At 29.5% G+C, this 11,866-nt stretch carries 11 protein-coding genes; 9 read left to right on the top strand and 2 right to left on the bottom strand.

The window, feature by feature from the left end:
- The first annotated feature begins 5 nt into the window (after positions 1 to 5).
- The 6 genes from L988_RS05235 (at position 6) to L988_RS05210 (ending at position 7,102) form a co-directional block, all read left to right on the top strand.
- Positions 6 to 890 (top strand): carbohydrate ABC transporter permease, encoded by an 885-nt coding sequence (locus L988_RS05235; RefSeq protein ID WP_047382318.1) that lies wholly within the window; start codon positions 6 to 8, stop codon positions 888 to 890.
- Positions 891 to 892: 2 nt separating this feature from the next.
- Positions 893 to 1,717 carry a carbohydrate ABC transporter permease gene (locus tag L988_RS05230; protein WP_047382316.1) on the top strand — a complete coding sequence of 275 codons (825 nt, stop codon included), beginning with the start codon at positions 893 to 895 and terminating at the stop codon, positions 1,715 to 1,717.
- Positions 1,718 to 1,802: 85 nt separating this feature from the next.
- On the top strand, positions 1,803 to 4,133 hold the full coding sequence (locus tag L988_RS05225) for a glycoside hydrolase family 65 protein (RefSeq protein WP_081990296.1): 2,331 nt from the start codon (positions 1,803 to 1,805) through the stop codon (positions 4,131 to 4,133).
- 22 nt (positions 4,134 to 4,155) lie between these two features.
- Positions 4,156 to 4,809 (top strand): beta-phosphoglucomutase, encoded by a 654-nt coding sequence (pgmB, locus tag L988_RS05220; protein ID WP_047382314.1) that lies wholly within the window; start codon positions 4,156 to 4,158, stop codon positions 4,807 to 4,809.
- 27 nt (positions 4,810 to 4,836) lie between these two features.
- Positions 4,837 to 5,874 (top strand): OmpG porin family protein, encoded by a 1,038-nt coding sequence (locus L988_RS05215; protein ID WP_047382312.1) that lies wholly within the window; start codon positions 4,837 to 4,839, stop codon positions 5,872 to 5,874.
- Between the two features lie 16 nt (positions 5,875 to 5,890).
- Positions 5,891 to 7,102 carry a PTS transporter subunit EIIB gene (locus tag L988_RS05210; RefSeq protein ID WP_047382310.1) on the top strand — a complete coding sequence of 404 codons (1,212 nt, stop codon included), beginning with the start codon at positions 5,891 to 5,893 and terminating at the stop codon, positions 7,100 to 7,102.
- 75 nt (positions 7,103 to 7,177) lie between these two features.
- Here the strand turns inward: L988_RS05210 and hcp are convergent, their stop codons facing one another.
- Together hcp and rd are read right to left on the bottom strand one after the other, a co-directional pair.
- Complete coding sequence (gene hcp / locus L988_RS05205; protein WP_047382308.1) at positions 7,178 to 8,830, bottom strand: hydroxylamine reductase; 1,653 nt, start codon at positions 8,828 to 8,830, stop codon at positions 7,178 to 7,180.
- Positions 8,831 to 8,894: 64 nt separating this feature from the next.
- Complete coding sequence (rd, locus tag L988_RS05200) at positions 8,895 to 9,053, bottom strand: rubredoxin (RefSeq protein WP_047382307.1); 159 nt, start codon at positions 9,051 to 9,053, stop codon at positions 8,895 to 8,897.
- A 116-nt stretch (positions 9,054 to 9,169) separates the two neighbouring features.
- On the opposite strand from rd, the gene proC reads away from it, so the two are divergent.
- The 3 genes from proC (at position 9,170) to L988_RS05185 (ending at position 11,698) form a co-directional block, all read left to right on the top strand.
- Complete coding sequence (gene proC, locus L988_RS05195) at positions 9,170 to 9,970, top strand: pyrroline-5-carboxylate reductase (protein WP_047382306.1); 801 nt, start codon at positions 9,170 to 9,172, stop codon at positions 9,968 to 9,970.
- A 528-nt stretch (positions 9,971 to 10,498) separates the two neighbouring features.
- Positions 10,499 to 10,681, top strand: coding sequence for a hypothetical protein (locus tag L988_RS05190; RefSeq protein WP_047382303.1), 183 nt, complete (start codon positions 10,499 to 10,501; stop codon positions 10,679 to 10,681).
- An 81-nt stretch (positions 10,682 to 10,762) separates the two neighbouring features.
- Complete coding sequence (locus L988_RS05185) at positions 10,763 to 11,698, top strand: TRM11 family methyltransferase (RefSeq protein WP_047382301.1); 936 nt, start codon at positions 10,763 to 10,765, stop codon at positions 11,696 to 11,698.
- The last annotated feature ends 168 nt before the right edge of the window (positions 11,699 to 11,866 follow it).

Genomic DNA, 11,866 nt, shown 5'->3' with positions numbered 1-11,866 from the left:
ATATTATGGTTGATAAAAAATTCGATAAAATTTATGGATGGTTATTCATTCTACCAGTTTTTATTTTAGCAGTTGTATTTTTTCTAATTCCTGCTGGAATGTCGTTAATGCTTTCATTTAAAGAGTATTCGTTATTAGATAGTCAAGGAATGTTTTCTGCTCCTTGGGTAGGTTTAAATAATTATAAAGAAGTATTTAAAGATGAGATATTTTTTAAATCTTTAAAAAATACAGTTATTTATTCGTTAGGCGTTGTTCCAACTCAACTAATGATAGCTTTAGGATTAGCAATAATTTGTAATTCTAAGATAAGAAACAAAGGAGTTTTAAGAACGGTATATTATATCCCGACAGTAACATCAGCGGTAGCAGTCTCAATTATGTTTTTATTCTTATATAAAACAGATGGATTGTTAAATAAATTTTTGGGACTTTTTGGAGTTGAACCAATTGGTTGGTTTAATAGTCCAGTGTTTGCCTTACCTTCAATGATGTCTTTAGCAGTATGGTCATCTGTTGGAATTTACATGGTTATATTTTTAGCAGGACTACAAGGAATCTCTCCTTCTTTATACGAAGCAGCTGAGATTGATGGAGCATCAAAATTTGAACAATTTTTATATGTAACACTACCTCAATTAAAACATGTACTTTTCTTTAATTTAGTTGTGTCATTTATAGGAACTCTTCAAGTCTTTGATCAAGCTTACGTTATATCAGGTGGAACAGGCGGGCCATTAGATTCAACATCAACAGTTGTTTTATATCTATTTAATTCTGGATTCCGTGATTTTAAAATGGGATATGCTTCTGCAATAGCCTTTGTATTATTTGGAATAATTTTTACATTAACTATGATTCAAAAGTTTTTATTTAAGGAAAGTGATTAATAATGAAAAAAACACTAGAAAAAATTTTAAAAATATCAATGATTTTAATTGTTGTTTTTTATGGTGCAATATCGATATTTCCATTTATATGGAGTTTTATAACATCTTTAAAACCAACAACAGATGTAAATACATTTAATATACCATTTAGTCAATTATCTTTTAAAAATTATAGTTATATATTTAAAAATTTTCCATTTGTTAGATGGTTATTGAATAGTATTATAGTTGCAGGACTTGTAACAGCTGGAAATATACTATTTAACTCAATGGCGGGTTATGCTCTTGCAAGAATAGAGTTTCCAGGAAAAAAATCAATATTTGTTGCGATATTGGGTATGATGATGATACCTGGTCAAGTAGTTATGGTTCCTACATATATAATATTAGTAAACTTAGGTTGGATAAACTCATATTATGGACTGACAATTCCATTTATGTTTAACTTCTTCAATATATTTTTAATGAGACAATTTTTTATGGGAATTCCAAAAGATTTAGAAGAAGCAGGATATATAGATGGTTTAAGTAGATTTGGAATATTTTTTAGAGTGATATTACCTGTTTCAAAATCTGCTTTATCAACGCAATTTATTCTTAGTTTCACAGGAAATTGGAATAGTTTCCTATGGCCGACTTTGATTGGAAGAAAGCAAAGCATGTATACATTACCTGTGGGACTGAACTCTTTCTATGGGCAGTACTTTCAATTTTGGGATCAAGTTTTAGCAGGTGTAATGTTACTATCAATACCAGCAATTTTAATTTTTATAATATTCCAAAAGCATTTTATAGCTGGAATAGCAAATTCAGGTTCGAAAGAGTAATAAAAAACAATAAAAGGAGAGAGATCTCCTTTTAAAATAAAAGAATAACTTAAACGTTTAACTAAATAGAGGAGTGATTATTTTGATGAATTACAACAAAGGTACAGAAGATTTAAAAAACTGGATTGTGTCGGAGAATGATTTTAGCAGTAACCATTTAGGTAAGTGTGAAGCAATTATGTGCTTAGGAAATGGGTACATGGGTGTTAGAAGTGTTACAGAGGAAAAATATTTAAAAGAGATTAGAAATCACTTTGTAAGTGGAACTTTTAATAAATTTGATGAAAATGAAGTTACTGAATTACCAAATATACCAGATTTCACACAGTTAGATATAAATTTAAATGGTGAAAGATTGGATTTAGAGAAAGGTGAAATTAAAAATTACTCTAGAGATTTAAATTTAAAATCAGGAGTAATTACAAGAGAATTTAACTGGACTTTTAAAGGTATTGAATATCATTTTATATCTAGAAGATTTGTTTCATTAAAAGATTTAAATTTAATGGCTATAGAAGTTTGCATAACGCCTATGAACGCAGAAGCTATCATATCAATTACTTCAGGAATAAACGGACAAGTTAGTAACAGTGGAGCACAGCACTTCCATGAGGGAGAAAAGAGAATATATAATAAAAAGTTTATTGAGATGATCTCTAAAACTACAAACAGTAAAATTGATTTTGTTCAAATGACTACTCATAAGTTATATTTAAATGGAAATGAAATTGAAATAGATCCAGATTTGAATATGGATAGAAGAAAAGTAAATGTAGTTTATAAGTTAGATGTAAAAGCTGGAGAAGAGTTTAAATTAGAGAAGATATCAACTGTAAATACAACTCGAGATTTAGTTCATGATGGAAAAGAGTTAAAAGATATTAGAATTTATGCTTTAAATCAATTAGAAAATTTTGAAAAAGAGGGCTTTGAAACTCTTTTAGAAAAAAGTAAAACTGAGTGGGATAAAAAATGGGCAGCTATGGATATAAAAATAGATTCAGAAGTTGAATTTGATCAATTGGCAATTAGATTTGCTCAATATCATTTAATAGTAATGACACCTGCTCACGATTCGAGAATGGGAGTTGGAGCAAAAGGACTTTCGGGTGAAGGATATAAAGGGCACTCTTTCTGGGATACAGAGTTATTTATTATGCCATTCTTCACTTACACTATGCCAGAAACAGCAAAATCTTTAGCTAAGTATAGATTTGAAACTTTAGGAGGAGCAAGAAGAAAAGCTGCTGATAATGGCTATATAGGGGCTATGTTCCCTTGGGAGTCTGCTTGGAAAGACGATGGAGAGGTTACACCGGTATGGGGAGCTGTAGATATTGTAACAGGAAAAGCTACAAAAATTTGGTCTGGATTTATAGAACAGCATATAACTTGTGATGTAGCATATGCTCTTTGGCAATATTATATGGTAACAAAAGATGAAGAGTTTATGGAGAACTATGGATTTGAAATTCTATTTGATACAGCTATATTCTGGGCTAGTAGATTGGAGTGGAATGAGGAAAAGAAAGAGTACCATATAAATAATGTAATAGGGCCTGATGAGTATAAAGAACATGTAAATAATAACGCATTTACGAACTATATGGCTCATTGGAACTTAAATTTAGCAATAGAATATTATTCTAAAATAAAATCAGAAAAACCAGAGGTATTCAATATTTTAAATGAAAAGTTAGAGCTAGATTATAATTTAAAAGTTTGGGAGGATAAGGTAGTTAAAATTTATTTACCTGAGCCAAGAGAAGAGGATTCTGTAATTCCTCAAGATGATACTTATTTGTCAAAAGAGATTATAGATTTAACAAAATATAAAAATCAAGAGCAGGTAGGATCTTTATTTAAAGATTATAGTTTAGATCAAGTAAACAAAATTCAAGTTTCAAAGCAAGCCGATATTATGGTTTTATTCTATCTTTTAGAAAATAGATTTAGCACAGATGTAAAAAGAGCAAACTGGAATTATTACGAACCAAAGACTTTGCATGATTCATCATTAAGTTTATCAACTCATTGTGTTTTAGCAAGTGATATGAATGATAAAGAAATGGCGTATGATTTATTCAGAAGAGCGTCAGAAATAGATCTAGGGCCTAATATGAAAACTTCAGATCATGGAATTCATGCTGCTTCTCTTGGTGGAATTTGGCAGTGTATTGTAAATGGATTCTCAGGAGTTAGAATGCTAGGTGGAGAGTTGAGAATAGATCCGAAACTACCTGAAAATTGGAATGAAGTTATATTCCCATTAAACTGGCATGGAGTTAATTTAACTGTTAAAGTAGATAAAAATTTATTAACAGTAGTTAAAAATTCTGATTCGGATGAAGAGATTAAGTTTACAGTTTATGGAACAGAGTATATTTTAGATAAAAAAATTGAAATAAAATACTAACTAGTAGAAGAGGGAGATTAAAATGATAAAAGGTTTTGTATTTGATTTAGATGGAGTTATAACTGATACAGCTGAGTATCACTATTTAGCATGGAAAAAATTAGCGGATGATAATAACTGGGAATTTACAAGAGAGATAAACGAAAAATTAAGAGGGGTTTCTAGATTAGATTCATTACAAATTATTTTAGATCATAATAAAGTAGAGTTACCTTTTGAAGAGAAAAATAGATTGGCTAATTTAAAAAATACAAATTATGTAGATAGTTTAGGAAGTATTACACCAAAAGATTTATTACCTGGAGTAAAAGAGTTTTTAATTGAATTAAAAGAGAAAGGATATAAAACTTCGATAGCTTCAGCGAGCAAAAATGCTGATTTAGTTTTAACAAGATTAGAAGCAAAAGATTTATTTGATAATATTTCAGATGGAAACTCTGTTGAAAATAGTAAACCAGCTCCAGATGTCTTTATACATGCAGCAGGGAGCATTGGATGTAGAGCTAAAGAGTGTGTCGTTTTAGAGGATGCTGCAGCTGGAGTTGAAGCTGGAAAGATAGCTGGAATGAAAGTAATAGGTCTTGGACCAATTGAAACTTTAGGTACAGCAGATGTAGTATTTAGAGGTATGTATGAAATAGATTTAGATCTTGTAATAAAAAAATTAACGAAGTAATGAAATAGTAAAAGTGGGGAGATAAGAATGAAAAAGAATTTAAAAATCATATTTAGTATTTTATCTTTAGTTTTAATCAGAAATCAAGCAATGGCAGAAGTTAATTCTGCTATTAGTTTGACAAACGAAGATTCTATTATTTTACAAAAAGAGAGTGGGGACTCAGCAGTAAAAAAATATAATGAAAATGAAATAAGATTTTTTGAGTTAGAAAATGAGCTTAAAAAGTTAAAAGATGAAAATTCTGCTTTAAAAAAAGGAAAAGAGATTCCGACAGAATTAAAATTAACAGGATTTATAGGAGCTAAAATTGAAATTGAAGAACTTTCAAAAGATATAAATGAAGGGAAGATAAAATTTGTACTTTCTGAGGGAAGTTTAAAACATAAAGATTATGATAATTGGTCGTTGTTTTATCATGTAGCTAAAGAGCAATATTTTAAATCAAAGATGTGGGATAGAAATGGTAGTCCACAGAATACGATTGTAGAAATTGTTCCAAGATATCAGAGAGCTTTTAATAATGAAAAAGGAATAGGAGCTTTTGAATTTATCTATACATCTGAGAGTATCGATAATAGAGATGCTATAAAATTAAAACCATCAGTATACTATAAGCTTAGTGATAAAATATCTTTAAATTATTATACTTTGGTTGGTAGAGAATTTAAAGGTGGATATGATGACTATGAATTTTTAGAATTGGAACCTGGCTTTGGATATAAGCTAACAGATAATACAGGTTTTGGAGTTAATTATTTCTTAAAATGGGGACAAACTTCAAATGAAAAATTTTCTGAAAGAGAAAGATTTTTTAAGCCATATATCTGGAGAAACTTTGAAAGTATAGGGTTAGGGCTATCTCTTTGGGGAGAGATAGGACCATATAAAAATAATGATGGTGGAAGAAATAATAATACAAAATTTGGAATCTCTGGAAATAAAACTTTAACAGAATCTTTAAAAGTGATTGGAGAAGTTAGTTATAAAAGAGAGGAACAGAAAAAATTAAAGAAAGATATTGATATAACATTAGTTATGTTAGGATTACAGTATAGTTTTTAAAAGCTAGGAGATTAGTGTGGAAAATCAGATAAATGATTTATTAAAAATTTTAGGTGGTAAAGATAATATAAAGGCTTTGAACCATTGTATGACAAGATTACGTATTGAAGTTAAAGATTCTACTTTAGTTAATGAAAAAGAATTAAATGATTTTCATCTTGCAAAAGGAGTAGTAATAAATGATAAAAATATTCAAATTGTAATTGGAGTAAAAGTTAAAACAATTTTTGTAGAACTTTCTGAGAAGTTAAATAATCAGAATAGTGAAGAGCAAAAATTAAAAGAAGACAATCAGAAAATAAGTAAGATGGCTTTTTTTTCTGAGATGTTTCTACCTATGATTCCTTGGATTCTTTTAACAGGTATGCTCTTAATAGCAAGTAAGATCAACTATATAAAAGATATTTTTTATTTAAATCTTTTAAAGGATATTTTAATAAAATATTTTCCCGTGCCATTGGGATACTCACTTTTTAAATATAAAAATAGAAATCCTTTAATTGGTTTAACTTTTGGAATTATGATGGTCGTTTTAAATAAAACAGATAATTTGATATTATTAATTGTAGGTCTTTTAATTTTAATAAAAATAGAGGAACTTTTAGATAAAATAATTAAAGAGCCATTTAAGATACTTTTGGTACCTGGATTAAGCTTGCTTTTATCCGTTGGAATAGTTGACATTTTATTATATCCAATTTTAGATATATTTTTAAAAGAGGTTCTAAAGTTTATTGATTACATTTTTGTATGGAAATATTATCCAATTTTAGCTTTTCTATTTGGTGTTAGCTACGCAGTTCTAGTGAAGAAGGGATTGCATCATATTTTACTGCTTATAGATTTGCAATTAATATTAGCTGCTGGTGGAACAATTTTATGGCCTATGATAGCTATTTCAAATATATCCCAAGGTTCAGTAGCTTTAGGAATATCTTTTAAAGAGTTCCATACAGCACTCTTGGCTTATATAGGAATAACAGAACCAGCTATGTATGGAGTGAACTTGAAAAGTAAAAATAAATTTCACGCTACTTTAATCTCTTCAGGAATAGGATGTTTTATAACTGGTATTTATAAAATAAAATCTATGGGGATAGGTCCCGGAGGATTACCTGCACTTTATGTTGTAGATAGAAGCTTTTTAAGAGGCTTTGTTTTAGCTATGTTAGTGACGATTTTAACTGGCCTCTTGCTAGGGTTCATGAATAAAAGAAGTAATAGATAGAGTAGTTAACTAGATAAATAATTAAAAATCCCTCTATCTAATGATAGGGGGATTTTGTTATTTTACTGATTCAAATTAGAAGTTCTTCAAATCATCTTCAACGTTACTTATAGTTCCAAGACCAAAATTATCTATTAAAACATTAAGAACGTTAGGACTTAAAAATGCTGGAATAGTTGGTCCAACATGTATATTTTTAAATCCAAGATATAAAAGAGAAAGAAGAACCAAAACAGCTTTTTGTTCATACCAAGCTATATTGAAAACTATTGGAAGCTTATTCACATCATCCAATCCAAAAGCTTCTTTTAATTTTAAAGCTATAAGAGCTAAAGAGTAAGAGTCGTTACACTGCCCTGCATCTAAAACTCTTGGAATTCCACCGATATCTCCTAAATCTAATTTGTTATATCTATATTTAGCACATCCTGCAGTTAAGATCACAGTATCTTTAGGAAGAGCAGCAGCAAACTCAGTATAATATTTTCTATCTTGCATTCTAGCATCGCATCCACCCATTACATAGAACTTTCTAATAGCGCCAGATTTTACAGCTTCAATAACTTTATCGGCAAGAGATAAAACTTGGTTATGAGCAAAACCAGTAATAATCTCTCCTTTTTCTAGCTCAACAGGTGGTTTGCAAGTTTTAGCAGCCTCTATAATTTCACTAAAATCTTTTTTACCATGTTCGTTAATTGCAATGTGTTTACAGCCCTCCATACCTGCAGAGTTAGTAGTGTAGACTCTTTCTAAGTAATTAGCGATAGAACCTCTAGGAGGAACTAAGCAGTTACTTGTAAATAAAATAGGACCATTGAAATCTATAAACTCTTTTGTTTGGTGCCACCAAGAGCCACCATAGTTTCCAACAAGGTTATCATATTTTTTAAAGAACGGATAAGCTATTCCAGGGAGCATTTCAGAATGAGTATAAATATCTACTCCTGTTCCACGAGTTTGTTCAAGTAGCATCTCTAAGTCTTTCAGGTCGTGTCCAGAAATCAAAATACCAGGATTATTTCTTACACCAAGATTAACTTTTGTGATTTCAGGATGTCCATAAGTAGATGTATTAGCTTCATCTAAAAGAGCCATAGCATCCACTCCAACTTTTCCAACGTTTAAAACCATTTGAATCAAGCCATCAATGCCTAAAGAGTCATCATCAACATTAGCTAAAGTTTCTTCTATAAATCTATAAATTTTAAAATTTTCTTTTCCAAGGTTAAAAGCATGTTCAATATATGCAGTCATTCCTTTAATTCCATAAATTATAGTTTCTCGAAGAGATCTGATATCATCATTTTCTGTTCTTAGAACACCAACTTTTGATGCATATTCAAGGAGAGACTCATTGTCATTTGGATTGGTAGGGCAGTTAATATATTTTGAAAATTTATCAGGAATAGAGATGTTGTGATTTCCAAGTTCAACCTGAAGAGCAGCACGATACATCTCTCCAGTTTCAATCTCTTTTATAATAGCATTATCATCAAAATTAGCATTTGTGATAGTTACGAAAAGGGCATTTACAACCCAACGATGTAAACTATTACAAATAGATGTTTTATCGTGTAATAACTCAACATAAGCAGATACTGTTTTAGCCGTATGGATTAATAAATCTTGAAGTTTAGCAGTATCTGGAGATTTTCCACAAACACCTCTTATTGTACACCCTTTGTTCATTGCAGTCTCTTGACATTGATAACAAAACATAGACATAAATACCTCCTAGAATATATTTTTACATGAAAAAGCTGAGGAACTTACAGCCCTCAGCAAATTTCTATTCTTTTTCAAACTCGTCTTTTCCAACTCCACAAATAGGACAAACCCAATCTTCAGGAACATCTTCCCAATGAGTTTTCGCAGCAACCCCATTGTCAGGATCCCCAGTTTCAGGGTCATAAATCCAGTTACAAACGTTACATCTCCATTTTTCCATAAAAAACCTCCTCAAGTTAATCAAATTCAATTGATTTTTTTTACAAGAATTAGATAGTTTTTCCTTTAAAAAATTTGTTATAATAGAATACATATAAAACGAATTGGAGGAAAAATATGAAAAGAATAGGTTTCATTGGAGCTGGGAATATGGGCAAGGCGATGATAAATGGAATGTTGAAAAACCATATACCATCTTCAAACATATATGCGAGTGGAAGAGATTTGGAAAAATTAAAAAAATTAGGAGAGTCACTGAGTATAAATATTTTTGAGAGTAATATAGAGTTGGTAAAGAGTTGTGATATTATATTTTTAGGAGTAAAACCAAATATATATTCTAAAGTAATTGATGAGATAAAAGATTATATCGATGAAAACAAAATAGTGGTAAGTATTGCACCAGGATATTCTTTAAAAGAGTTAGGGAATATGTTTGGAAAAAATGTAAAAGTAATGAGAACAATGCCAAACACTCCAGCCATGGTAGGAGAGGGAGTTACAGCTTATTGTATCGAAGAGAATATAAGCTTGAAAGAAGAGAGAACTATAGTAGAGATATTAAGTTGCTTTGGATTGGTAGAGAGAGTTGAAGAGAAAGAGATGGATGCAGTAGTAGCAACAACGGGATCATCACCAGCTTATGTTTATATGTTTATTGAAGCGATGGCTGACGCCGCAGTATTAGGTGGAATTTCAAGAGATAAAGCATATAGATTAGCAGCACAGGCTGTTTTAGGAAGTGCAAAGATGGTTTTAGAAACAGGAATGCATCCAGGGGCTTTAAAAGATATGGTGTGTTCACCAGGAGGAACGACAATAGAAGCAGTAACAACTTTAGAAGAAAATGGATTTAGAAATGCTATAATTAAAGCTATGAGAAATTGTATGGAAAAATCTAAAAAAATGAACTCATAGAAGAGTGTTTAAATAATAAAATAAATAATAAAGTAAATAAAAAGTAGAGGGCACCATCACGAATCCCTCTACTTCATAAAACATATAAATCTTTAAAAATTGAATCTTTTCACGTTTAAATAACCTTAAAACTTGTAAAACACTTTTTTAAAACTTAAAACACTTTACTAACTTTAAATCTATTTCTCACATAATAGTTAGATTTACAATTTCACGATTTGTTTTTATTTTTTTTTCATCACGAAAACATTATACATTTTACTATAAATTACTATACTTTTTATAATTATATAACTTTTGAACATCTTTGAAACTGTGTGATGGCTTTTTTAAAACTTTAAACAGTTGAAACTTAAAACCTTTTAAATCTTATCTAACTATTATTATAATTTTTAGACGGTTTTTGTTTCTAAAAAAGTTTGAAAAAAAATATTTTTATTTATATTTTAAAAATTTAATATAAAAAAGGATTTTTTCGAATTTTTCAGAAAGAGTGTGTAGAAACATAAAAAAGATAAAGGAGAGTCTATGTATAAGGTAGAGCTGTTTGAACATGAAAATATTTTAATATCTAGAGAGTTAGAAGATTATGATAGTACTTTTAGTTATCTTGAAGTTTTGATTAAAGAGCTAGGAGATAATCGAAAAATTATAGTTCATGAGAAAAGAGATGATCGTTGGGTTAAATTTGGAGAATGGAAATTACAGTAGAATTTAAATTTTGTTAGGTATATGACTTTTAACATGGTATATTAAAGCTTAGCTTAATAAAAATTTAAAGGAACGTGATATATGAGAAAATTTCCAAAACATCTATATATAGTAAATTATCCAACACCTGAAGAGGAGCTTTGTCACTTAGAGATGAAAGTAGTTTTTGGAAAAGAACTTAAAGATAAGATGTTATTTTCAGATATAAAATTTAATTCATCAAATAGTCCATTCATAAAAACTCGTTTAGATATTATTTATGAAAAAGATAGTGTTGAAGAAATTTTAGAAGAGATTAAAAAAGATAAAAATATTTATAATAATTTCAAATTAGAATATGTAAGATTAAACAGTTTAGATAACGTACCATATGAAGAGCGATTGAAAATAATAAAAGAGATCTCTATGAATATTCAAGGATGTCACAATTTTAAAAATCCAGAATTTAGCTTTGGGATAACTAAGGTAGATGATAAATGGTTGTTTGGAATTGATAATAAGAATGATTATAAGTGGCACTCACATGATAATAAACCTTGCTCATACTCGAACTCGTTAGGAGTAAAAGTAGCCAAAGCTGTAGTAAATATAGCAAATGGTGGTTCTAAAGATAAAACAATTATTGATCCATGCTGTGGAGTTGGAACAACTTTAGTTGAAGCTTTAGATGCAGGTTATTTAATAGAAGGTTATGAAATAAATAAGCAAATTGCAAAGAATGCAAATATAAATTTAGAGTTTTATGGTTTTGATTCGATTGTTGTAAATGATGATATGCATAATATTCAAAAAAATTATGACAGCTCTATAGTTGATATACCATACGGTCTTTTTAGTCACACCTCAGAGGATGAGCAGAGAAAAATAATAGAAACAGCTAGAAGAATATCTAAAAGAATGGTTATGATATCTTTTGAAGAACATGATTTGATGATAGAGGAAGCTGGGTTTAAAATAATTTATCAATGTATAGTAACAAAGGGTAAATTCAAAAGATTTATAGTTGTTGCAGAGTAGAAAGTAAACTAATGTTAAAATAATGTAAAAAAACTTGTTGACTTTTTTTATAAGTTGTGGTATTATAATTATGTAGCACAGAGGAAGTTGAAAAACAAACCTGACTATGAAGCCTGGGTGGCGGAATAGGTAGACGCACGGGACTTAAAATCCCGAGCTATCTGATAG

The organism is Cetobacterium sp. ZWU0022, from assembly GCF_000800875.1.
GTDB lineage: Bacteria > Fusobacteriota > Fusobacteriia > Fusobacteriales > Fusobacteriaceae > Cetobacterium_A.
Note: the sequence above shows the minus strand (reverse complement) of the source record. Positions and strands in the feature narration are given on the sequence as shown.